Annotated in this window: 20 protein-coding genes; 14 read left to right on the top strand and 6 right to left on the bottom strand. The window is 46.8% G+C overall.

Annotated elements, in window-relative coordinates; genetic code table 11:
- Positions 1 to 699 precede the first annotated feature (699 nt).
- Positions 700 to 960: a hypothetical protein gene (locus tag CSR02_RS03570; RefSeq protein WP_143225530.1), complete on the top strand. Its 261-nt coding sequence runs from the start codon at positions 700 to 702 to the stop codon at positions 958 to 960.
- Between the two features lie 141 nt (positions 961 to 1,101).
- The gene (locus CSR02_RS03575; protein ID WP_099540587.1) at positions 1,102 to 1,767 is read left to right on the top strand and encodes a hypothetical protein; all 666 of its coding nucleotides are present in this window, start codon (positions 1,102 to 1,104) and stop codon (positions 1,765 to 1,767) included.
- 83 nt (positions 1,768 to 1,850) lie between these two features.
- Here the strand turns inward: CSR02_RS03575 and CSR02_RS03580 are convergent, their stop codons facing one another.
- Positions 1,851 to 4,928 (bottom strand): DotA/TraY family protein, encoded by a 3,078-nt coding sequence (locus CSR02_RS03580; protein ID WP_099540588.1) that lies wholly within the window; start codon positions 4,926 to 4,928, stop codon positions 1,851 to 1,853.
- 574 nt (positions 4,929 to 5,502) lie between these two features.
- Between CSR02_RS03580 and CSR02_RS03590 the strand changes: the two genes are divergently transcribed.
- Positions 5,503 to 5,826, top strand: a complete 324-nt coding sequence (locus CSR02_RS03590) for a helix-turn-helix domain-containing protein (protein WP_099540590.1) — start codon at positions 5,503 to 5,505, stop codon at positions 5,824 to 5,826.
- A complete protein-coding gene (locus CSR02_RS03595) occupies positions 5,826 to 7,190 on the top strand; it encodes a type II toxin-antitoxin system HipA family toxin (protein WP_099540591.1) in 1,365 nt (454 codons plus the stop codon). Before CSR02_RS03590 ends, CSR02_RS03595 begins: the two co-directional genes overlap by 1 nt.
- Positions 7,191 to 7,234: 44 nt before the next feature.
- Here CSR02_RS03595 and CSR02_RS03600 read toward each other — a convergent pair whose 3' ends face one another.
- Positions 7,235 to 7,765, bottom strand: coding sequence for a hypothetical protein (locus tag CSR02_RS03600; protein ID WP_143225531.1), 531 nt, complete (start codon positions 7,763 to 7,765; stop codon positions 7,235 to 7,237).
- A gap of 622 nt (positions 7,766 to 8,387) precedes the next feature.
- Between CSR02_RS03600 and CSR02_RS03605 the strand changes: the two genes are divergently transcribed.
- A complete protein-coding gene (locus tag CSR02_RS03605) occupies positions 8,388 to 8,942 on the top strand; it encodes a DUF6283 family protein (protein ID WP_199798894.1) in 555 nt (184 codons plus the stop codon).
- Between the two features lie 15 nt (positions 8,943 to 8,957).
- On the opposite strand, the gene CSR02_RS03610 is transcribed toward CSR02_RS03605, so the two are convergent.
- Together CSR02_RS03610 and CSR02_RS03615 are read right to left on the bottom strand one after the other, a co-directional pair.
- Positions 8,958 to 10,085 carry a DNA cytosine methyltransferase gene (locus tag CSR02_RS03610; RefSeq protein ID WP_099540593.1) on the bottom strand — a complete coding sequence of 376 codons (1,128 nt, stop codon included), beginning with the start codon at positions 10,083 to 10,085 and terminating at the stop codon, positions 8,958 to 8,960.
- 48 nt (positions 10,086 to 10,133) lie between these two features.
- A complete protein-coding gene (locus CSR02_RS03615; RefSeq protein ID WP_099540594.1) occupies positions 10,134 to 10,688 on the bottom strand; it encodes a hypothetical protein in 555 nt (184 codons plus the stop codon).
- Between the two features lie 159 nt (positions 10,689 to 10,847).
- Here CSR02_RS03615 and CSR02_RS03620 point away from each other — a divergent pair, with 159 nt between their 5' ends.
- The 3 genes from CSR02_RS03620 (at position 10,848) to CSR02_RS03630 (ending at position 13,808) form a co-directional block, all read left to right on the top strand.
- The gene (locus CSR02_RS03620) at positions 10,848 to 11,801 is read left to right on the top strand and encodes a dual specificity protein phosphatase family protein (RefSeq protein WP_167384088.1); all 954 of its coding nucleotides are present in this window, start codon (positions 10,848 to 10,850) and stop codon (positions 11,799 to 11,801) included.
- Positions 11,802 to 11,991: 190 nt separating this feature from the next.
- Positions 11,992 to 13,209 (top strand): RNA-guided endonuclease InsQ/TnpB family protein, encoded by a 1,218-nt coding sequence (locus CSR02_RS03625; protein WP_099540596.1) that lies wholly within the window; start codon positions 11,992 to 11,994, stop codon positions 13,207 to 13,209.
- Positions 13,210 to 13,286: 77 nt separating this feature from the next.
- Positions 13,287 to 13,808 (top strand): hypothetical protein, encoded by a 522-nt coding sequence (locus tag CSR02_RS03630; RefSeq protein WP_099540597.1) that lies wholly within the window; start codon positions 13,287 to 13,289, stop codon positions 13,806 to 13,808.
- A gap of 17 nt (positions 13,809 to 13,825) precedes the next feature.
- Here CSR02_RS03630 and CSR02_RS03635 read toward each other — a convergent pair whose 3' ends face one another.
- Positions 13,826 to 14,764 carry a hypothetical protein gene (locus tag CSR02_RS03635; protein WP_099540598.1) on the bottom strand — a complete coding sequence of 313 codons (939 nt, stop codon included), beginning with the start codon at positions 14,762 to 14,764 and terminating at the stop codon, positions 13,826 to 13,828.
- A 395-nt stretch (positions 14,765 to 15,159) separates the two neighbouring features.
- Here CSR02_RS03635 and CSR02_RS03640 point away from each other — a divergent pair, with 395 nt between their 5' ends.
- The 6 genes from CSR02_RS03640 (at position 15,160) to CSR02_RS03670 (ending at position 24,119) form a co-directional block, all read left to right on the top strand.
- Positions 15,160 to 17,712 (top strand): DNA gyrase subunit B, encoded by a 2,553-nt coding sequence (locus CSR02_RS03640; protein ID WP_099540599.1) that lies wholly within the window; start codon positions 15,160 to 15,162, stop codon positions 17,710 to 17,712.
- Between the two features lie 72 nt (positions 17,713 to 17,784).
- The gene (locus CSR02_RS03645; protein ID WP_099540600.1) at positions 17,785 to 20,751 is read left to right on the top strand and encodes a DNA gyrase/topoisomerase IV subunit A; all 2,967 of its coding nucleotides are present in this window, start codon (positions 17,785 to 17,787) and stop codon (positions 20,749 to 20,751) included.
- A 194-nt stretch (positions 20,752 to 20,945) separates the two neighbouring features.
- Entirely contained in the window at positions 20,946 to 21,272 is a 327-nt protein-coding gene (locus CSR02_RS03650) for a hypothetical protein (RefSeq protein ID WP_143225532.1), read from the top strand.
- A gap of 181 nt (positions 21,273 to 21,453) precedes the next feature.
- On the top strand, positions 21,454 to 22,128 hold the full coding sequence (locus CSR02_RS03655; protein ID WP_099540602.1) for a DUF47 domain-containing protein: 675 nt from the start codon (positions 21,454 to 21,456) through the stop codon (positions 22,126 to 22,128).
- 20 nt (positions 22,129 to 22,148) lie between these two features.
- Complete coding sequence (locus CSR02_RS03660; RefSeq protein ID WP_167384089.1) at positions 22,149 to 23,147, top strand: inorganic phosphate transporter; 999 nt, start codon at positions 22,149 to 22,151, stop codon at positions 23,145 to 23,147.
- A 429-nt stretch (positions 23,148 to 23,576) separates the two neighbouring features.
- Positions 23,577 to 24,119, top strand: a complete 543-nt coding sequence (locus tag CSR02_RS03670; RefSeq protein WP_143225533.1) for a hypothetical protein — start codon at positions 23,577 to 23,579, stop codon at positions 24,117 to 24,119.
- Between the two features lie 144 nt (positions 24,120 to 24,263).
- On the opposite strand, the gene CSR02_RS16785 is transcribed toward CSR02_RS03670, so the two are convergent.
- On the bottom strand, positions 24,264 to 24,522 hold a 259-nt coding region (locus CSR02_RS16785; protein ID WP_208616796.1), incomplete at its 5' end, for a hypothetical protein.

The following is a 24,522-nucleotide window of genomic DNA, read 5'->3' on the forward strand; positions in this document are numbered from 1 at the left end:
GGCATAGCATAGTGGTAATGCAGTAGCCTTCCAAGCTACTGAGGAGGGTTCGATTCCCTCTGTCCGCTCCAAAATCTCAGAAAATGCATCATGAATACAAAGCGCGGTTTTCCGTAGGGATTTCAATTTCAGACCTAATTATTCACTCGACAGACCTGATACGCTCATTGAAGACTGGGGACTATCATTACCGTCCTCACTGCTGGAGGCCATGCTATCAAGTCTGATTTCTATAACGATAAGGCATCCCTACCCTTTGCGGAAATCCCCAAACGTGCATCATTTTGGCTCCAGGCGACACATTGGCTCTTAATATTCGAAAGCCTCACGGTTTGTCTTGCGCGCGCCACGTCAGCCGTCCAGATCTTGTTCAACTCCAAGATCAGACTGTGCGAGAAAACTTTCGGCGCGGCCTCATGAAGCCTGATTCTCTCTTTATTGGTCTTCTGTCAGGTTACAGAACTCGACCGACCAGAGCCAGTTGAGATCTCTAGTTAAAAAAATATCGAAAGGACAAATTCCACAACAAGGCTTAGTCTCACCAAATTGTCCAAGAATTTCCGCATGTAACTGTTTTGTAGCCATTTTTAGCCTTGCCAACTAAGGCCTTTTAGACCATAACGCCCGCCAACATCGAATTTGCCCCCACTGGATTATCTATGATGCGGGGTTTTCTTGGTATAATAGGCTTGTCTGGACATGTTGGATATATCCTCCGAAGGAGTTGGTAACCAGTCAGGAAATGAAACTCCTGATAATGATATTCTGGCCCGGCTACGCCCTTCCGATGAAACTCCAGAGATGGTTCTCTGCAGGCGTGAGGTTATGCGCAGATTCAACCCATTGCTTTTCAAAGGCCCAGGCGAACAAAATCCAGACGAGGAAGAGCACACCCTTGCTGAGCATGATCACTCTGTCTGTACAGACAGCTCTAACCCACCATCAAGTGCAGACGCTTAACCGCTACAAAGAATTTCCCTTTCACGCAAAATAGATTACCCCTTCTGTTTTGCAGCTTGCATCGTTCGTCTCTAGATTGTGCTGAGATAGTGGAAAATGCTACTCCACGTTTAACTAAGCATCAGTTGTCAGGGGTTTAATATGGGCGATACAGTAAATTCTTTTTTGATGGGTCAGGCCGCAGCAGACCTGCTGAATTCCCTCAAAGCTAGATTTGACGACGCCCGAAATGATGCTGAGATACGCAGCCTCATGTACCAAATGCGTGATGCCTACGACCGGCAGGTAATCGCGCTTAAAAAAAATATTGATATCTTGAAAAGTGATTTAGCTGCAGAAATCGAAACCAGAAACTTAGCTTGCGATGGCGTTGAGAAACTGGGACGTCGTCGTGATGAATTGAAGAAGAAAAACTCTGACCTCGCAGCTCAGAATGCGGATCTTCAATCTCGAAATGCTGTATTAGAAGAAGAAAATGAATCTCTAAAATTACAGTTGAAAAAATCACTTGCTGAAGCTGTGGTCTACAGTTCAGTCGCCTATGCTGCAAAAACAGTGCTTGAAGCATCTCCTGAACTTCGTGAGAGGACACGTCAGCAGTACACAAATCATATAACTGCCTGCATCAAAAAATCACTCGAAAGAATAAGAGAACAGAATGGAGATGAAATGTTTCAATTCGCAGCAGCTTATGTGAATTGGGCATCCACAAATTATTTAAAAGACGTCGGCCATGACGTGCAAAAATTAGTCTTCGATACCCTTAATCAAAATCGCAACCGCTCACTGAATCACACAGCGAAATAATCTACTGCAATGTAAGTGCAATTGAGTGGTGAAATAAATAAAACATCACCCACTCAATTGCATATTTTATATATTATTGATTTTTATTCTTCTGAATCATTAACGGTATTTATAACTGTATTACCCCTACCCTCTCTATCTTCTTTCCTTGATGCGCTTTCTGCAGAATTCTCAATTGTGCTTTCTTCCGCGGACATCGCATCTGCGGCAGTCGGAGATGTAATATTCGCTGCTTCCCTGGCCGTATCAGCCTTCTCTGAAGATCCTCGCCCACCACCTCCGCCTTGGCGGGATGCCATGCCTGCAGCATTGGACACCCCACTTTGAACCTTCCCACGAATGGATCCGACATTGGCCATTGCCAACTGGGTTTCGTCACCAGACGCAGCAGACTCACCTGAGAACCATCTTGTAACCCTGTCAGGTACAGCCGTGATCATGGCAAAAGATCTGTTGGCAATAGTGTATGTCATGCCAGTTATGACTATCATGTAGACAACTGTCCCTACCAAGCCAAACGAAGCATCAGCCGTTGCACTCTCCATAGCAGGCCAAATTGTAAGATGTTGAAGCCAGATGCAGGCATCAAACACAAGCATTGAAAAAAAGAAACCAAACAAAGTAAGGGGTATTCTGAATAAAAGGTTGAATAGAATTCTATACCCCGGCGACTGCGAACCGGTAAAAAGCTCATCGCCGTCCATTCTAATATGCATAAAAGCCCATATTGGCCCAGCGATAACTCCTTCTACAGCCAGAACCATTATCCCCACTGTAGCGAAGAAAAAATGAAGATAAGGCAGCATCGGAAGAATAAAGGCATCATATATGCCTGCGAGCATCAATGATAAAAATAGCAGGAACAAGGCCTGTCCAGCATAGCCAGTAGCTTTGGACAGAATGCCCAATTTTTTCTGTATTCCTGAGAACTTATTGGCCACAGTTGTTGCAGCCTTAGCTATCTTCCCCTCAGGAGTAGACTGGATTGCATCCATTCCCAGCACACTGCCAAAGAGGGCACCTTCCCCTAAATCAACGAGGTAGTTCCCCATTATAACGGTGTCTTGCATGGTATCATAAGTGTCAGCATTACCAGCTAGACTAAGACCAAGCAGAGCAGATTGACCGTATGAATCAGGAGAGCCAATTTGCTTCAAATAATACATGGCTCCTCCATGCATTGCATTCATAGCGTCAGCCCCCTTATCGAGACTGCTAATCTGCTGTGCGCTCGAATAGGCAATGGAGTTCCACATATCATCAGCAATGATGAACGGACCATTTGGCTTGGCGTTTAATTTTTCATACAATTTATCACTATCAATACTGTTTTCCATATCGACAGAAACTGTTGGGATGTTCTTTGTTATATCAAGGATCATTGTATTGATCCTCGCAATGGTCATGTAATAACTGCCTGCCGATATCCAACCAGCCTGTTCGACAGCATTTTTAAAATCAGAAAGGTCTTCACCTCTGACTGATTGGACAAACTGGGTTGCTGCGGTTCCAAGAGCACTGTCATAGGTTTTCTTGGCCTGAATCACACTTGATATATGGTTTTTTGCCTCATCCAGCCCTACCCCATCAGAGCCTGATACTGTAGCGAGATAAGCATATCTTGCAGGATCCTCAAGCGACTTGAGGAATGTATCAAAAGCGTTAATTTGGGCTTTAGCCAGTGTACCAGCGGCATCGGATGCATTAGTCGGCGAGGTGATTGAGATAGTGCCGCAAGGGGCGAATTTCCAACTCGTAACGACCTGACTATCAGTTGCCCCACCTGATGTGCTTGTATCATTCCCGCTCCATAGGGATGATAGTCCTGAAATGATGGTATGGAACGATTGATAGGCGATATTGCTTTCAGTCTGGACTTTTGTAGGAAAGTCTGGCTCACCGACACCATTGTTTTTCTGCATTTCACGATATGTCGCGAAGCAAGTCTCAACCTTAAAAGCGTTAAGTGCGAGTTCATCTGTATTTGCGCTGACCGGGGTTATCGCTTCAGGCTGAATAAGACCATCAACGAATGATGACCAAATGGTATTCCCCATATTTCCTGAAACGACAATGACGTAAACGATGAGCACCTGAAGAAGGCAAAACCCTTTCACAACAGGGGCCAGGGCAGCGTAACCATAGCAAACACGTGGCAATGACCACATCGTATGCCATTTGCGGCCAAGTAGTTCCCCCTGATGTGCCGTCTCTGCCGCGCCCACGACCATTTGGTATGAAATAACCAAAAGAGAAATCGCACAGAGGTCAGAGATCATGGCCCCCATACCATCCTGGATGCCATTAGATATTGCCGTATGCCTGGCGCCGGATAAATCTGATATTGGCGGGATATCTGGGAATAGGAACCCCAAAACTCTCCCCCAAATGTCTGTGTTTGGAAGTGGGTTCAGCAATGTGCCGGCCAAGCCAGTATCTGCGGCCATCGCCATGATGGGATGCAGCGCTGCCCACCCGGATATTATGAAAGGAAGCCAGTTTCGCACTTTTCTCAGGATAAATTTAAGTACACCAATGATATTGGCAATAAACTTGGGCAAAAATCCTTCCATTTCCGCCTTTGGAGCTCCCTTGGGAATGGCCACTGGAAGCCACTCATTGGGGAGAGACGCAAATTCAGACAAGGACCCCAAGCGCCGAGAACGAATTTGCCAATTGTAAAATGACGCAATGAACATCTGTGACAAAATGCAGCAAGAAACCGCCACACACATAAAGGTCATGTGGATACTCAAACGGTTCTGGATATAGGCTGACGCAAAGAGTGACAGCATGCAGATCAGAATACACCACAAAGTCCAAAAATTCTTATATTTGGCGTCCTGTATCCGGCAGGCCTTCTGCTTTGTCAGTTCATAATGTTTGGCGGCCATATCAAAGCGCACCACAGGATCGGTCTCTTCATCTGGAAGGGTGTAATCAATCGTAGGCTTGTAATTGAAAGCCTTCCCGATCATCTGGGCCGCTGTTGAGGCGACATTCCCAGCAGAAATAATATCTTTCGTTACCCCAGGACCGAGACCAAACTTGCCGAGGCCTTTTCCTTTAACGAGGTCATCCACAATCAAACCCCGCAGTATCTCGGCTTTACCACGTTCAGCGAAATCTTTGACGCGGGAATGATTTTGAGAAGAACCCATGGAATTGACCCTTGCGGCACTTAATTATAAGAATTTACTTGTCAAAAAGGTGATGGATAGACTTGCAAGAGGCAAGGAATAAATAAATACTACTTAAAGATTAACGAAAGATATGAACTGAATATTAAGGGAAACGGAAGATTGGCCAAAATAATTCAGAAGGTATTAAAAGACGATGTAGTCGGGTTCAGGTGTGATGTCTGTAACAAGGAGTATGCTGCCTCCGACGATGCTGTGTTCTCCTTAACCCATACCTGTGGATTTGCTTCCGATTATGACACGAAGACCATTAGGGCAGATATTTGCGACAACTGCCTGATGAAAATTGTGAGACAGTGTGTGCCAGGCGCTGAAATCACCGATTAATTCCTGATATTAGCCAAAACTAAACCGAACACACATTCCCTTCTGAAAGGCCCTTATCAAATGAGTGCCCGTATATAGATATTTATAGAGCATAATATATCATATATTGACTGTTATAAGATTATTGCGGGTTGTTATTGAGCGTGATATTGCCCTCATTATAAGCGATAAAACACCATATATAATCCCTTATCAGGCATCGAACTTCATGAAAGTACTCCCGCCAAAATCACAGAGGTCTTTAGTTAAACTGGGTTCCGACATTTCTGTAGCCAGAAGAAAGAGAGGCTTCAGATTACAGGATATGTCCGATGCAACTGGATTTTCGATTGGAGCTCTCAGGAGGCTAGAAGCAGGTCACCCGGGATCTTCAATCGGAATGCTTTGCGAGGTCATGCGCACGCTCGGTGAGGACAATAGATTATACAATCTGATCGACATCTCAGATGATGCTACGGGCTTGGATCTGGACGTCCGAAAACTCCCAAAACGAGTAAGACCCTGCAAAGGAAAATTTAAGGATGGGTTCTGATGATCAACTCCCCATCCCGACTGAGGGTTTTTCTAGGAAGCACTGGAAAACAGATCGGAACACTCAATTTCACAGATTTGAATGGGCGCCAGAATTCTGTTTTTGATTACACACAAAGCTGGAGGGAAGACCAAGACAGCTTTAGCATCTCCCCTTCCATGCCCCTCAAAACAGGACGTTTCTTTGCTAACGCCCTAAACCAATCTCTGGCACTCCCCCTCTCAATCTGCGACTCATGCCCAGATTCCTGGGGATCGAAAATTATTCGGAATGCCCTGAGATGCGGCACGGTTAAAAGAAAAATTAACGACTTTGATATTTTGGCGGCTATCGATGACTTCACAAGGGTCGGTGCACTTCGATACATGGACGACCAAGGCGAATTTGTGAGCAGATCACTGTTTAAAAGCTTTCAGGCACCCCCTCCGAAGCTATGGTTAAATCGCCTTGCCGAGGCTGCAAAGGCTCTAGAACGATCAGAGGAAAACAAAGGCGACCTTGAAATTCTTCTAAGACATGGAGCATCTCTTGGCGGAGCAAGACCTAAAGCATCTGTCTATGACACGGCCAAAGGGCAACTTCTCATAGCGAAATTCACTGGAGCGGGCGAAACAAAACCGACTGAAAGAGTTGAGGTCTTAACGCTTAATTTAGCCTCAAGAGTTAAGCTAAATGCTTCAAAAGCCAGTTTGTATTGCTTATCTGACAAAGAGCCAATCGCACTCATTGAGCGTTTTGACAGAACAGCGAAGGGTAATCGCCGCCTTTATATCTCGGCGCAGACATTTATGGATGCACCCCAAGCAGCGGACAATTGCACATATACGGAAATCGCGGATCAACTCCGTCACAACGCCTCCGAACCCGAACAACAATTGCATGAACTTTTTGGCCGCGTAGCTTTCACAATACTTGTCTCAAATTCAGATGATCATCTGAAGAACATGGGCTTCCTGCTAACATCCCCCAACAAATGGGAACTATCACCAATGTTCGATGTTAACCCTGACCCAGACAGAGCCGAGGATCAGATAGACCTTAAAACATGGATATCAGAGGAAAGTGGGCCTTCTGCCTCTATCGAGGCTCTGATAGACGCAGCCGAATGGTTTGGGCTTACCCGGGAATATGCCGCGGAAAAGGTCTACTCCATGGCAGAGGTAATTTCCTCAACTTGGAAATTAGAAGCCAAGGCCGTAGGGCTTAACACCAGTCAGATCAAGGATTATCATTTGGCATTCGAAAACAGTGAGACAAGTTATGCGCTGAACCTTGGCCAGCCAAAGGTTCCGGGGAGCGATTTCAACGAAGAACCCAAGGCTCATGACAATCAGGAGCCAGATGGACCACAGCCATCTTTTTAGGTTGAAAGATCTTTACGCACTCCCCCTTATCGCTAGGTGTCGGCCTAGGACGAAGAAACCTTCGGGCCATATTTTTTAATTAAAGATGGAATTCTCTCGATAGGAATTGGTGCAAAATTCGCCCACGGTGTATCTACGCCCACATCGATGGATTGCTCTGTCGGAGGGTACTTATTGTGCATGTGACCATGAACAAGAATTGCGCCCTTATCCTTTCCTGGCCAATCCAATGCCGGGAAATGCTGGAAATGATAGTTTTGGCCGGCTAGGTAAAGCCCTGTGTAACTCTGAACGGATTGGACATATCCCTGCCTTAAAGCCTTGTTCATGGCAGAATGTTTGTCATGATTTCCAGTATTGACAATGATATGCCCCCGCAATTCCTTTAGAATTGAAATGTCATTGCCAAAAATCAAATCGCCAACATAAATGACACGGTCATCATCTTCGACTGTGTTATTCCAGCGCCTGATGAATACTTCATGCATATGATCTAAAGACGAAAATGGTCGCTTTGAATATGTGATAACGGCTTGATGATAATAATGATGATCTGCGCTCGTCAGCCAACGCATTTAATTAACTCCTTAGTAGACAAGGCCAAAATGATTGAAGTTTGGTACATTAAGTGTGAATGATATACAAAGTACACTTTGTCATTAAAAAGGAATGCAGAGTCATATACATTTGCCAGAAATTTCGTCTCTCATCCCATCGGGAACTACATTTCTTGGGCACTACGCAATGGTCCATATACCTCTTCCTATTTTGGTAATCTACGCCCTTTCTCTTTCCCTATCTTCCATAATTCCTCCTGTCGCCGGGTTCGCAGCAACACTGTGGATAATTGCTTATCAAATCAGCTGCTCTCTCAAAAAAAACAAAGCATCCTCCTCTACCTCCTATCGACTTTATCCGGGAGTGCATTTCATGTTTCGCAGGGGTTTATTTGATTGCCATTCTCTGCCTGATGCCTACGTGCCTAAGGCCTGGTCGTCTAATTAACCTAATAAAATACCAATCATCTTTATCTCAATCTTTTTCTCAGACGGCAAATTCCTCTACTACTGCTATCAACCCTGCAGAAAACCTATCATCACAACCAGAGGCAAAGGCAAAGGCCAATTCAGGGGGATTCACAAGGAACTCTTTCGCGTTTAAAATCTAAGTTCCTTAACAATGGTCCAACATCTGAGAGTGGCAATTCCGCTCCTTGCGCATCACTACAAGTGTTTGAAAAAACAATTCTATCTAACTGATATTGAAAGTTATTCCTCGTTGTCGAAAACCATTATCAAAACCAGAAAGGCTGGCGAAAACCATCAGGTGGTGACGTTCACCCTCCAAGATGATAACCGCAATAGGCAAAAGAGGCCGTGCAAAACCTGCCCCTGGCGGAAAGATAAAGTTGGAATTTTCCCTGCTGAAGCTTTCAGACATTCTGCACCAACAGGATATGATATTCCTGAGCTGATCGCTTCAGGGGAAATGCCCTCGACCTTTGCATGCCACAAGACAGGTCTTAAGGCCCCCTCAACCTGTGCAGGCTTCCTGGTTGCGGAATCCTCAAACCATAATCTGTCGCTGAGAATGGCCCAGATGAGAGGTGAAGACGTTTTGTCTGGAGTACAAAAAGGGGAAGCTCCCCTTTTCGACAATTATTATGACATGGCAGTCGCAAACGGCGTACCGCCTGATGATCCGCGCATCACACCGTGCTGGCGCCCAAAAAAGAACAACCCGGATCGTTGAGTGAATCTTGCTAAGCTAAAGCTGGAGTTGCTGTCTAGGCTCTGATGAAATCAGATCTCGTATCGCTTTTTCAGCCGCGCCATCATCCATTTCGATGTAATAAAAATCATCTATAAGCGCGCCTATTTGCTCAGCAGTGTAACCATTAGAAATGGCGTCCGACATAAGTTCTGGGTCTAGTCTGTCATATTTCATTCTGGCTTCTAATGACGGATGATCAACGGCATTGTTGGCCATAAAGAACCCATAACTAAACCCTTCCGGCGTAACGCTTCTCGCATTTTTGGTGGCCTGGCTCTTCCCTCCGTATTTTTTCCACATCTTACTCCCCTCAGTGGGCTCAACGGGAGCTATTGGAAGATCTCCATTGAATCGTCCCCACAGTATGGTCTTTTTCGTATAAGGGTCTCCAAGATCATTAGGGTCGAATGATGTCCGCCAAGGTGGCAGGCCGGTTAAGCTCGCGATGCGACCAACTGGGTTTTCAATCGCCCACATTGCTGGCCGGAAATACTCAATCGTAGCCAAAGTCTGATGAACAAGATCAATGCTGACTTGGGTTGTGCCATTAAGATCCTTGGCTGCAAAATGTCTGGAACCAGAAGATGCAAAATCTGTACACGGGCAGGCTGCCAATATCGCGTAAATATCCAATCCGTCGAAGTCGCCAAAATAATCAGCAAAAAACTGAGGGGAGAAATTAAAAACATTGCCCACTTCAGGATCCGACTGGATATCAAACTGAAAAACGTTATATCCCGCTTCTCTCCACGGCTTTGACCAGTTACCTGTGTAATCAAATAGAGAAAGTACGACCTTCTTGGCGTTTTCGGATCTATTCTCGCGTAACTGGCGTTGCGCATGTTCTTTCCAGCGCTCAATTTCCAGCCTGGCTGTTTTCACGTCCAGTAACCCGCCCTCCTTCTTACGATATTGGGCGGTTTTTTGGTTAAGGCGATGAATATCGGACTTTGATGGTGGATCAAAAAGATGGTGAACAGGATACTCGGAATAGAGATTAGCCTGTTCATCTCTCTCGCATAATGAAGACCTAAGGTCCCTCAAGGCCTTTGTACTATCAACACTATCGAAAACTGCGATATCAAATAGGTCTAATTGACCATCATTATGTTGCAAGACCATGTCACCCCTCTTGCGGCAAAACGCTGCGATATCGGATTGATAGAGAGATTATTCCCCTGAAGAAGGAGATGTAGGTGTGGTATCCCAACCTCGATCATATTCAGGCTCTATCACGGGTTCCCCCCGCAAATAGTGGTCAAAATATTTTTCGGCTGCAGCCAGATACTGTGGATCAGTGGGCTTATCCAGAATTACACGACCATCTAAAATTTGGCCTTGCCAGTCCCCATAGGTCATATCCGCGTAAGGGTTATTCACAGCCACATCATCACCATTGACATAGAGAACTGTAAATTCTCCATCCATCGCACAAACATTTGCACAGGCCACGGTAAAGAGAGGAATATCCTTCACCCCCACCCCCATTAGACAAACATCTGAAGAAGTAGGATCAAGGCTGTTCAAAACTGCATTGTAATTCCCATCTGGCAATGGCGTTAATTCAATCCGCTCTTCGCAAATGGAAATGGAATTATATGCCGGACCAAGAGGACAAACATGAGGCGGCGTATCTTTTAAATGAAGGCACAAAAGTCCTTCTTCCATTTTATATCCGCAGTACTTTAAGACCTTAAGATCATCTTGATCCAGTTTGTCTGCCATTTTGGCTCCAGGGTCCTAGGAAAGCTATTTTCGGATTGAAATTAAATCACCAGGCCATGCATGGCACAACTTAGCCTTAAAAGGCCTTGTCACATTTACTCCATGTCATTGTTTGTGTATTTTTCATTTGTTAATTTAATACATAATGGAAATACAAAGGTGACGCATTTTAAAGCTGATGGTTTAACCAATAAGCTATCCACCCATTTTGGTAATGTTCCAATCCCGTCTCGAATGTTAAATCTCCGACGGCTTAATTCGGGACTGCCCATCCCTAAATTTGCCACATGGGAAGAGGATAAACCAAACTTGACGGTTATGAACCGTGACTTCTTTGGCACTGCATTGCGCAATAAACTGTGTTGGATCTGCGGCCAAAAAATGGGCCGTTTCGCGTCTTTTGTCGGAGGGCCAAAATCGACGGCCAGCAAGTGTTTTGTTGACCCCCCCCCAGCCACTCGTGACGCACCAACCGGAGAGAGCATGTCTATCACGCACATCGCATTCAGCTCTCAAAACTGGGCTGAAAAGCATCATAAGGGATTTGATAAGATTGTATCGGTGTATGAACAGGGTGCGCGCCGGCCACGTTTTGGGAATAGATCACCTGGATCAATCTTATACAAAAACATACCGGATCAGGATTTCTACTTCCAGCCTGAGGCTTCATATCCTAGCACGCAGGATATCACCTCTTTCCTCTTGTTCTGCACATCCGCATCACCAAAATCCATTCTAATCCACTGCAAGATGGGCGTTGCAAGATCGGCCGCGCTTGCTGCTATCCTCTTGGCTTACCTACAACCTAATATTTCAACCGAAACAATATTCAGAAGCCTTCCTAATTACCGTGCCGGGCGGCCGAATGATGTCTACCCTACACGAACCTTACTTGCCCCAGCTCAGGAAGCTATCCAACGCCCGGATCTTCTTTCAAATGCCTATAGGGCCTTCAAATCTGACATAGGCTATGACAGGGTGAAGCTCCATGCCCATCTAGCTGGCTTACCGCCTATAGAAACGGCTAATTTATTATCGCGCCGCATTAAGGAAAATCCTGGCCTGGCACCATTCTTTGTGTCTCAGCGATACATAGCCGAGACATCTAGCTGATAGGAGTTTGGCTCACTCATGTCCGAAAATAAATCATCCTAAACTCCGCTGGAAACCCCGGCGTTCAGGCCGGGGAGGAAAGCGGCTTTGCTCTTTACCTCATGCGCCGTAAAGCCCTGTCCTTCAGGGCGGGGATATAAGGCGTTGTGGTGTTGACCTGTCTGTCTTTGATTTTCTATAATGCATAATAATGAAAATTCAGAAAGCACATGTTGTCCGTTTGTATCCGTCACTGGTACAGGAAGAATTTCTGCGCCAGATCGGAGGTGGGATACGCTTTCTGTGGAACCTGGCTCTGGAACAGCGCCAGACATGGGGCCAGCGGCATGGTCTGAACAGGTTCAGTCAGTCGAAGGAACTGACGCAGTTGCGGTCTGAAGTGGACTGGCTCAAGGCTTGTCCGTCCCAGGTTCTGCAACAGGTCTTGAATGACCTTGAAAAGGCCTTTCGAAATTTCTTTGCCCGCCGTGCAGGGTTCCCGAAATTTCGGAAGAAGCCGGGGGGAGATTCCTTCCGCTTCCCGGATGGAAAGAGTGTTCTGTATGAGCGTTTGACCGGCAAAGGTGGTCGCCTGAAACTCCCGAAGCTGGGTTCGATCCGCTTTCGCGGCTGGCGGGACATTCCCGGTCAGATCCGCAATGTGACGGTGCGCTGTGACGCCGGCCAGTGGTTTGCAGCGATCCAGTATGAGCATGAGATCGCTGATCCTGCTGTTAAGGTTCTGCCAGCGGCAGGAATTGACCGTGGAATTTCTGCGATCATTGCTGTTTCCGGCGCTGGCCGGACCAAAGGTCCGAATGCTTACCGTAAGGCGCTGAAAAAATTACGGCGGGCGCAGAGGGTCGTCTCCCGCCGTCAGAAGGGATCGCAGAACCGCCGTAAGGCGGTTCTGCGTGTGGCCCGTCTGCACCAGAAGGTGCGCCGGGTCAGGGCGGATTTTCTGCATAAGATATCTTACGGGCTTGCCAAGAACCACGGCACGCTTGTTTTTGAGGCTCTGAAGATCCGCAATATGGTCCGCTCTGCGGTCGGTACAGTTACAGAACCGGGGCGGCATGTCAGGCAGAAAGCGGGTTTGAACCGGAGCATACTCGATCAGGGATGGGGGATGCTCCGGTCTTTCTGCGGTTATAAGATCGCCGAACGTGGCGGCCAGTGTCTGGATGTTTCGGCGCGTAATACCAGCCGGGAATGCCGTGTTTGTCGGCATGTTTCGGCCGACAACCGGGTCAGTCAGACCAGGTTTTTCTGTGTGTCCTGCGGACACACAGAAAACGCTGATGACAATGCTTCAGTGGTTATTTTGAAACGGGCCGTGGACAACGGCCTGCTGCCTGTGGAGGCGTTGCGTCAGCACGCCAGAGAAGCAGGAATCTCAGTTGGATCTTTGCTGGCATCGTCCCAGTGAGAAACAATAGAATCCCCGTCCTTCAGGGCGGGGAGAATGTCAATAGCGTGGTTTTTTAAGACAGAAGAGAGATCAACATGATCAAGCTTTCAGCCGACAAACTGCATGAGATCCTAAGGCCAATTCGAGAGCATCTAGAAGGTATCTGGCAAAACTACCGTTATGAGAACGATATGCCAGACACCGATATAGTATCTGAAGGCATGTGTGTCATGACCTCCAGAACTCTCTTATCTCTTTTCAACAAGTTGGGACACGGAGATTGGTATATAGAAGGCGGCTCTCCTGATTTTGGGGCCGGATATCAACCTACTGGAGATGAGGAGTGTTACTGGCACACATGGATCACCAATGGTGAATTAATTATCGATATGACTGCCGATCAGTTTGGTATGAGCTCGCCAGAGATTCTGATTGCAGAAGACAATGATCCGCGGTTCCGCACATCAGAAGCGGCCAGAGACGATATGCGGAATTATGGTGATGTGGAAAGTGATATGTTTTTGGCGAGGATGTGGGCGGAAAGCATTCTGGAAAACCTAAGCCTTCCAGAATTGCAGGCTGATCGACACTTTGAGCATGGACCTGATATTAGGTGAAGCTGAAAGTTGTGCAATTAGATCTTACCGTACCGCTGACACCAGAAGTCATACGCTGCTTTGGTATAATCGGCGTTTTCAGCACTGGTAAATAGGAAATTAAGTTCTGTTGATATTTGATCCCAATGCCGAGGTGATATGAAATAACTCTGAAATTTATCATGCTGATCTGGTCGATCATACATTTTAAGCTCTATGTTTGTGCCATTAGAAACCCATTTAGCGCCTAGCCATTTACCATTTAAATCCCCCGTATGATAAACGCTAACTCTCTCTAAAATGGCCTGAAATTCGCAAATTCGATGTATTCCGCAAATAACCAGAGTATTATCATCGTCCCCTATCTGTAGGACAAGTTTAAAATCATCAGGTTTTATGTTGGGGGAAATATCGGAAATCAGACGTACAGTAGCCGTCCCAATGGGCGGAATGACTGTGGGCGCAGCTTTCGTTATTTCAATATCTACTTCTGAAATGTCTTTATCTTTAATAGGACGCAGGGATGGTAGACCTGCGCCGCCAAATGATGTTGAAAATCCTCTGACGGCCGCGAGAAAGAAAACATCAAAGAATTTCATGGCGTCAACAATGAAGCCACCCCAGGCACCCATCTTCGCTGACTCTTTCAGGAAACCAAGAAGCTTATCAAGGGATTCACTTTTTTCCGCGGAATCTGTTGGAGGATATGCAGCTCCCGGTGCGAGGATTTTACATGAAGTGATCAGGTCAGAGGCACATTGCCGGATAGCATTTATCGTTTCCAAGGAGGCAATAGGCGGATGTGATTCAGCAGAAAGAGCATCACGCACCCAAGCGATTAGAAATGCCCACTGATCCTGACTAATAAGCCGAGCTGTTTTTGCAGTTTTGTAAATTGAAATAAGACGATGAGCCTGACGGACGCAGGTATCACCCTTTCGGAACTTATTGTCCCATTTTGTATCTTTAATGGCCATATTTTTTTCTCATCCAACAAATGTAGTTTGTGCTCAATAGATTAAACAAACCTTTCCATTATGTCGATAAGCCTTGTTATTTTTCATTCAATAGCGATTATGCCTTATCAAATACCCTAAAGGCCTTGTTAGAAATCTCTCGTTCATAGTATCCAATGAAAATAACGAATTAGGGCTTCCATAATGGAAAATAAGGTTGATGTTCTTGGCTGTTCACGTCATGTTCTGCCCACCAAGGCAGAATTGAAATGAGAGACAAGGCCTGAACGAAGTGACCTGAATAGATATTCACCTGCTCTCGCGATAATTTTCCGCGAGAGAACTACACTATCTAATCAACTGCGATGACTATTTATCTTAATAAATGGTCGGGAAAAGCAAAATCCGGGGTATCAATGACTAACAAAGTGCCGACACCTGCAACCGATTATGATGATTATGATGAAAGCAGCATTCAGGCGCTGAAAGGCCTTGAGGCAGTTAAACTCCGACCTGGCATGTACATCGGCGATACAGACGATGGCAGCGGCCTTCATCATATGGTCTTCGAAATTGCCGATAACTCCGTTGACGAAGCTCAGGTCGGATATGCGGACAAGGTTGATATCTCTCTCAATGCTGATGGATCTGTAACAGTCGTAGATAACGGGCGCGGTATCCCGTTTGGGATCCATCCTGAAGAAGGCATTTCAACGTTAGAGGTCATCTTCACGAAACTTCATGCTGGCGGCAAGTTCAACCAGAACGCCTATAAAACCTCCGGCGGTTTGCATGGTGTTGGTTCTGCAGTTGTTAACGCTCTCTCCTCCACACTTACAGTTGAAGTGTGGCGCCGCGGACAGCGCGCCACTGTGACCTTCCATGATGGCGATGCTGTTGCCCCCACATCAGTCGTTGATGCGCCAGAAACGGAGGGTACATCTGGCACAAAAGTTACCTTTACCCCCTCCAGAACAACCTTTTCATCGGTTGTTTTTGATTTTAAACGCCTTGAGAGGCGCTTCAGAGAACTTTCTTTCCTTAATCCAGGCGTGGCAATCAATCTCTCCGATCTCCGCGGCGAAAATCCCATTGAGCGGCATTTTCTCTCCACAGGTGGTGTGACTGAGTTTGTCAGATATACTGACGACGAAAATGGTCAGGAACCCATTATCAAGGAGCCTATTTCAGCAAAAGGTATCCGGCCCACAAAGCAGGGTGATCGTGATATCGAAGTTGAAATTGACGTTGCCTTTGAATGGAATTCTGGGCACCACGAAACTGTTCTGGCCTTCACAAACAACATCAGACAAAAAGGTGGTGAGGGCTCACAGGGAACGCATGTTGCTGGCTTTCGCCAGGCCATCTCACGAGGCCTTTTAAGCTACATTCAAGCCAATGCCGCCGGCAAGTCAACGGGGGATGCCAGCCAGATCTCCGCCGAAGATTTCCGGGAAGGACTAACTGGCGTCGTTGCTATCAAGATGCCGGATCCGAAATTTTCGTCCCAGACGAAAGAAAAATTGATCTCCAGTGAAGCGCAAAACCCTGTCTATACGCAGGTTCTTGAATCCTTCACTATCTGGCTGGACGAAAACCCTGCACAGGCCAAGGCCATAATCGCAAAAGCTGAAGAAGCTTGCAAAGCGCGCTTGGCCGCCAAAAGGGCACGCGAGAGTGTACGGAAAAAGGGATCAATCGGTGTAGCAAACCTGCCCGGCAAGCTGGCTGACTGCCAGACCAAAGATCCCGACAAAGCCGAATTGTTTATTGTCGAAGGTGACTCCGCTGGCGGTTCAGCGAAACAAGGCCGCGACAGGCAGTTTCAGGCCGTTCTTCCCCTGCGAGGCAAGGTTCTCAATGTTGAGTCTTCCACGCTGGACAGGATCGTGAAAAGTGAGCAGATCGGCACTCTGATGAGCGCCCTAGGGTGCACTTTTGACACTGATGAAAATGATCGGATCACCTTCGTCGTGAAGAAGTTGCGCTACAAACGTATCATCATCATGACCGATGCTGACGTCGATGGAGAGCATATCCGCACCCTCCTCTTCACTTTCTTCTACAACTGCTACCCTGAATTTATTGAAAATGGGTACATTTATGTCGCTCAGGCGCCCCTGTATCGGATTAAGAAGGGGAAAAAGGATCGCTACGTTCGCGATGATGCAGAATTGAACGATTACCTGATTTCTGATGGTGTTGATGACTGCACATTAGTCACTCGTGATGGAAAGCGCATACAGGGCGTAGAACTGGTTTCAACTGTTAAACGTGCGCTTTGGCTCGGATCAATGATCAGCCAGGCAGATGACCCTATTCGCGTCCCTGCTTTAACCACATGCCTTGTTCTCGCTGGCGGTTGGGATCCTGCAGCTTTCAATGATCCTGAAAAAATGAAGGTCGTAATTGAGAGCGTGTGCTCTGAAATGCCACGGCGTCTTGGCGATGAACGGATTAAATTTACAGGTTCGCTAGAAAACGGAGAACTCCATTTCAACTGGGTGCGCAGAAATGTTAGCCGGAGCGCCACAGTTTCACCTATCGTGATGAACACTCTTGCCGGCCAGAACCTGGCTGCGGCGAAAGATGAAATCCTTGCGTTGTATGGCCCAGGAGAGAAAGGCACATCTTCGTTCTTGGAGATCCACACCAAGACAGGCGAACTGGAAGAAAAGATCCCTCTTCATACGCCCTTTGATCTTTCTTCAGCTATCCTGAAAAGAGGCCAGATCGGCACCAAGATCAGCCGCTTCAAAGGTCTTGGCGAGATGAATTATGAAGATCTAGCCAAAACCACAATGAATCCTGAAACGAGAACTCTAGTTCGCCTGAAAATCGATGATGATGTTGAGACGGCAAGTCTCGTATCTCGCCTGATGGGCAGTGCGCCAGCTAAGCGTAAAGAATTCATCGAAGAAGGTGCTGATCGCGCCATCCTTGATCTTGGCGACGGCGGCATTGGCTGAATGAACTGGCCCGGCCTCATTTATGGGGCCTGAAGACAACCATTTGACACGACAATCGGACGGCACAAGAGAATGAGCGATACAGAAAACACAGGCGATGGTATCGAGAACACAGAAATCGGAACCGAAATTGAGGTTCTGGAAGATGTTGTGGACACTGCTTCTGAAACAGACAGCGGGGAAGATAGCCTTGCAGATGAAGTGGTGGGGAAAGCGATCGGTGATGTTCGGGAAATCCCGATGGCCGAAACTATGTCAGAGTCATATCTGAACTACGCGCTTTCGGTTATTATGTCTCGCGCGCTGCCTGATGTGCGCGATGGCTTGAAGCCCGTGCATCGCCGGGTCGTTTACGGCGCTTCAGCACATTCTAAGGGCATGGTAAAATCAGCCCGTATCGTCGGTGACGTGATGGGTAAATATCACCCACATGGCGACGTTTCTATTTATGAATCTCTAGTCCGAATGGCTCGTAGTTGGACTATGAGATTCCCTCTTATCCTTGGGCAGGGGAATTTCGGCTCGCGTGACGGGGACTCTCCTGCCGCCATGCGTTACACAGAAGCTCAACTGCGCAAGCAGGCCTCCCTCGCATTGATGAAGGATGTCGAACTCGATACAGTAGATTTTAACCCCAACTATGATGGTTCTGAAATAGAGCCCTCCGTCCTGCCGGCCAGAATTCCCCTTCTCCTTATCAATGGTGTGGAGGGCATTGCTGTCGGATTTGCCTCCAGCATCCCTCCGCACAACCCTGAGGAAGTGGTCAAAGCCACGATCGAAGTCATCCGTAATCCTGATGTCACCGGCTCAGAATTACGACAGATTATGCCCGGCCCTGATTTTCCAACGGGCGCCATTTCAGTTGACAATGGTGGTTACGCCAAGGCCTTTGATACAGGCAAGGGCTCTGTTCATATGGTCGGAACCTATGAGATCAAGAGCTTTGAAAGCGGCAAAAAGGCTGGGCGCCAACAAGTCATCATTACTTCCCTTCCATATGAGGTGAACAAAGCGAAGCTTGTCGCCCATATCAACGAATTGAAGAATGCCAAGGGCGACCTCTCCTATGGCTTCAATGATATTGCTGAAGTGCGGGATGAGAGCGCCAAGGAAGATATACGGATTGTCCTTGATCTTAAGAAAGGGGCCAATACCGACCTGATCATTAAAAATCTATCCTCACGGACTGCCTTCGCTACAAGCTTTAACTACAATATGGTGGTCCGCACGCCATCTGGGAAACCCCAGCTCCTTGGCGTACGCCAGATCATTGACGCTTTTATTGACTTCAGACGCGAAGTTCTTTGGCGGCGAACAAACTGCCTACTGGAGAAGGAAAGAAAGCGCCTTCGGACACTCACCGGTCTTTTTGCCGCACGCACTCAGATCAGGGATGTCGTCAAGATCATCCAGGACAGTGAAGATTCTCCTTCCGCCAAATTGGCTCTCCAGGAGATGAATTTCCCTGTGGAAAGTGAACTGGCTAAATACCTTAAAGAGGTTGAGCCGGATGATGAACTGCCTGAAGTCTTTCACCTTACTGCCGAGCAAGCCCAATCCATTCTGGATATGCGCCTCAGCAATCTCACCAAACTTCAGTTGAATGAAATCTCTGAAGAAGCGATCAAGCTGCGCGAAGCTATGCAGAGCAACCTCCATCTTCTGGCAGATAAATCAGCTATGGATGAGTTGATGATCGCTGAGATGGAAGAATTCATGGTTGGGTATGGCCCATGCCCGCGACTGACAACTATTGAGCGCGGCGTAGATGAGGTCGAGGATTACCAGCTCTTGCCGAATATCCCAGTTGTTCTGTCTGTCACTCAGAGGGCATATGTAAAGATTACTGAGGTAAATGAATTTCAGGAGCAGGCCCGCGGCGGAACAGGACGGAAAGCTGGCCCAGTGCCCCGCGATGAAGATTATGTTGCTCACGCCATGCCCTGCATGACGCACGACATGATCACATTCTTCACTTCATTAGGTATGGCCTATGCTGTCAGGGCAGAAAAATTCCCGATGGACGGGAATAAATCACCGGGCAGACCAATCATTAACTACGGTGTAGAGCTGAAGGAAGGCGAAAAGATAACTGCCGTTATCAAGATGCCGGCCACAGCGGAAGAGGCTGAGCAAAAATTCCTGATGTTTGTTACTGAAGACGGCAATGTCAGACGTAACAGGATGTCTGATTTTATGAACATCAATCGGGGCGGCAAAATCGCCATGAAGCCACTTGAAGAAGGTGGTGAGGTGAAGATCCTTGCGGTTCTCACCTGTGAAGCAGATAAGGAAGACCTCATTCTTGCTTCAAGCTCAGGCCGAGCTGCGCGTTTGCAGATCAACGATAAGAATGTTCGCATCTTTGCCAGCCGCAACTCCGTGGGCTCCCGCGGCATCAAGCTTGGCCCAAATGAGCGGTGTGTGAGCGCATGTATTGTCCCGCATTATGATGCGGAAAGCATGGAGTGTAAGGCATATCTGGCCGGAGGGGAGAAGCACTTCCCTGGGCGCGATGGGGAGCCTGATGTCACAATTAAATTGACCGCTGAACAGATGCAGCAAATGGCTGCGGCTGAAAAGACGCTCATTACTGTCTCCGAGAAGGGCATAGGCAAGAGGTTCTCAAGCTATGAGGTGAGAACTGTTGCTCGTGGGGGCAAAGGGGTAAATATCGGCACATTCACCCTCGCCACAGGTGGTCTTGCTGGGCTGCTTTCTGTTGATGATGGTGACGGACTGCTTCTGGTCACGAATAAAGGGATGGCTGTACGCACCGGTTGTGGCGGGATTGGTAAGGCGAAAACCAGTCGCACATCCAAAGGGGTAAAACTCTTGAAGATTAAACCCGGAGATAGCGTGGCATCTGTCTGCGTTCTCAAACCAACTACAGAAGATGAATTTGTCGATAATGATCTTGAAGAGCAGGATGAAGATGATATCGACAGCGATGTCGCCGATGAGAGCTCTTTAGAGCATGGAAATGAAGATGATGAATCGCAGGAAGATGTGAACCATCAGACTGAAGAAGACTAAATCATGTAGCCAAAAGCCGTCTCCCTTACCATGAAAGGGAGACGGTGTGGCACTTCCTTTTAGCTCACTTTCTTTTCTCCGCGATTTTGCCTTTAATTTTACAAGACCATATCTTGCGAAAATGCAATTTAAGGCCTATTTCTCTTCCAGATTGACACAAATTTATCCTTATAATTTATCTGGAAGACATGAAAATGGCTGACAAAGACAAAGACAAAGACAAAAAGCCAGACTTATCCATTATCGAGATAGCCTTATCAGTTCTATCTTTTGGTGGAGGCTTGGCGCTGGGATTATTTGTAATGCCCCCTGTCCTTCATTTTGCTGTTGGGGAGAAGAACTCCAGCCAAAACTATTTAACAGAAAAATCACCCGCCCATTCATATTCCATTGCAAATAAGCCTATATCGGATCGAGCATCATCATCGCTGGAAGGTGGAAAAACTATATCTAGAAATGACGAAGATATGGTTTACATGCTCTACAGCCAGATTGATAATGATTTGATTGATGATTTTTAACCTTGCTCTTTACCCCCCCCTCAGGGACGGCTCTATAGAGCCTATCTATTAAGAATCATGAATGATTGTGCACTTCACGTTTCGCCCAAAAGACGATAGAAAACCATAAGATGGTTTTAAAACGGAGGTGCCTAGTTTTAATTTGATCAACTTCTTTCATCCAATAACCTAAGGCCAGAATATGACCTTTCGAGATATAATATCAAAAATATTTACCCCTCTTCGTCAGAGTGCTTCTCCAAGCCTTATTAAGCTAATTGAACATACTAATATCGTTGCTGAAGCAGGTGAAATCCTTCATCACCTACTCATCTCGGATCCATCTAATCGTGAGATCCTCCATGATAAAATTGTGTTTCTGGAAAAGAAGGCCGATGACATCCAACGTGAGGGTGTCGATATAATCTATAATGCCTTTTTCCTTCCAATAGACAGAAGCATGCTGCTTAGGGCATTCGAGATTGCTGATGATATCGCCGATGTCATCAGAAAGACTTCTTACGAACTCACAAAAAGCCAACAGCCCGCAACAGAATATAACCTCGTAGCTGCTTTGGCCATCAAAGATGAAACCAAACTCATGGCACAATTAGCCACGCTCATGTGTTCTATGGAGAAGAACCGATCAAAAATCAGGAAAACAATCTCACAAATTCATTATCATGAAAAAGAGGCTGACATGGCATATCGTGATACCTTTGAGGCCCATTTCGATCCAGCCAAAATATCAGGCACAAGCCAAAATGCTATCTGTGTGATGCTCGACATGCGTATTACAGAGAAGCTGGAGGCGATTGCAGATAAATGTGAGGACTTCGCACATGAATGTGCACGGATCCTTTCAGATTACGTCTGAGGCAAAAGAGGTATGTCGTTATGCTGAGCATATTTCTTATCGTCCTGATCGCTCTTTTCTTTGATTATACAAATGGTCGGCATGACTCTGCCCTGATCACTGGCCCCGTCATTTCTACAGGGACACTTTCGCCTCGCATCGCCACGATATTCGCTGCGCTATGCACTTTCTCTGCCTGCCTAATATTTGGTTTGCACGTCTCAAATACATTAGGACATGGCCTAGTGAACCCTCAGGCGGTCACGCCTCTCACTATAGCCGTCACTCTTCTGGCCGCAGCGATCTGGAATTTTCTTGCACAAAAAACAGGAGTGCCGACTAGCAGTTCCCACGCATTGATTGGCGCATTGGTCGGAGCTGTAACGTTCAGTGCCGGCCCATCTAACGTCATTATGTCAGGCCTTACCCCTGTAATGACAGCTATCGTTATAGCTCCATTGCTGGGGTTTATCGGAGGCATCATTCTCACAGCAGTCTGTGCAAAACTCCTAAAGAATGCTGCCTCACCCCGTCTCAACAACCTTTTCAGACCACTGCAAATCCTATCGTGTGGATTGTTGGCTTTGGCCCATGGAGGGAATGACGCCCAGAAAACAATGGGTATCATCACGCTCACACTCGCATCTGCACATTACCTCCCTTCTGGTCAAACCCCACTTTGGGTCATACTTTCATGTCAAAGTGCAATCACAATTGGTACGATGGCACCTCAATCAGGCAAAATGTTTAGAGCAGTCAGCCAGGGGATCACTAGAATTCGCCCATGGCAAGGCGCATCGGCTCAAGGGGCAGCAGGCCTTGTGCTATCTCTTGCCACCCTTTTAGGCATACCGGTATCATCAACACATGTTCAGACTGGAGCATTGGCTGGAGTTGGCGCTATTCAAAGCGTAGGCCGTGTGCGATGGGGCACAATCACACGCATGGCGGCATCATGGATTATCACCTTGCCAGCGGCTGCTCTGATGTCAGGAGCGATCATGACCCTCACATCGGCCCTCTCGACCCTTTTTAACTAAATCCTCACCTCACTGCCGTACAGGCAGCTTAAAAAATGCGGTTTTGCATGTCCAATATTTACCCCCGCCTCACTGCCGTACAGGCAGCTTAAAAAGTAGATGGGACACATAAATCGGCACAATCTGGACAACTGCCGTACAGGCAGCATGCCCATCCTCCTCATATTACCTTTGCCCGCAAATGGCGACTTCTGAGAATGAATCAACACAAGTAGAGGAATGGAAGGAAGCTCAATGCCCCCCCAAATAAGGCCACACTTAGCCAATGATCCATGGAGACCACTAATGGACTGGCCAGAGAGCGCCACAGTTCAATGAGGAAGATCGGGCATCGTTCTAAGTGCTACAAAAAAATCATATGAGACCGCTTTCTTTGAAGCCTTCACAAATGATGAGTCGGCCGGGTTCATACGCGGAGAAGGCAAAACATTGGAGGAAGCAGAGGGCGCCGCATTTGGAAGTTGGCAAAAATACAGAAAATGCATTGAGTCTGGAGGGCACTACTGGGGCAGATTGCGTGATAGAAAGGCCAAAAATGCAAAACCATATCTTAATGGAGGATGCTTTTGTCGGGGTTGCGGTAGTTTTCAGACAGCCATGAAGCCGATTGTGCGCCTCGGAAAATGGCGAGACCCGCTGACGGAACTGGATCTCGATTCAATATCCAGTGGTTATGCTGGTACCAATGACCAATACGGGCGCACCCTTTTTTTGAAAGGAAGGGCTGCGGGTATCAATATTCCACCCTCTCCTAATTTAAATGGCCTTCCAAAGGATAAAATAAGAGAAATATCTGCGATGTACCAAATCGGGTGCGAAAAAGCAGTTAAAGATTTTTGGGCGGAAAACAGAGAAAGAATTCTTTCCAAGAGCCAGACTACAGGAGGCATAGGCCTATTATTATCCGATATCTGTATTCGCTCTCTTGATAATCTGGTTTCTCGGAATACCCAAAATAATTTCCCTACCTAGCAACCAGTGCAATGTGGAGTTAGGGATTAGGCAAAATACGTTTTTAGAAAGGCCTTTATGCCCAGTTGTCTATTCCATTTTCTCGTGATTATATAATGCAATATATTGACTCTTAATTGTTTGTGCTAAATGATCTTGCTAAGGCTATTTCTGATCATCCTGGTGCATCAGAATAGAATTAACAAGGACTATTGAATTGGGCGAACCTTCATCAAATACATGGCCTGATCCACAGCATGTTGGAATACCTCCATTCCCCATGGAAAGCAGGTCACATTGGTTAAAGCCAATAGGTGAAAATACTGGCTTTCCTGCATAATGCCTGCATAATGGGTTGAAGAATATTCCTGTTCGCGGTATGTTCTCCTGATGCAGACGGTGAGTATTCCTTACAAAGCTTCGA

Origin of the sequence: Acetobacter pomorum, assembly GCF_002738225.1 — a bacterium.
Lineage (GTDB): Bacteria > Pseudomonadota > Alphaproteobacteria > Acetobacterales > Acetobacteraceae > Acetobacter > Acetobacter pomorum.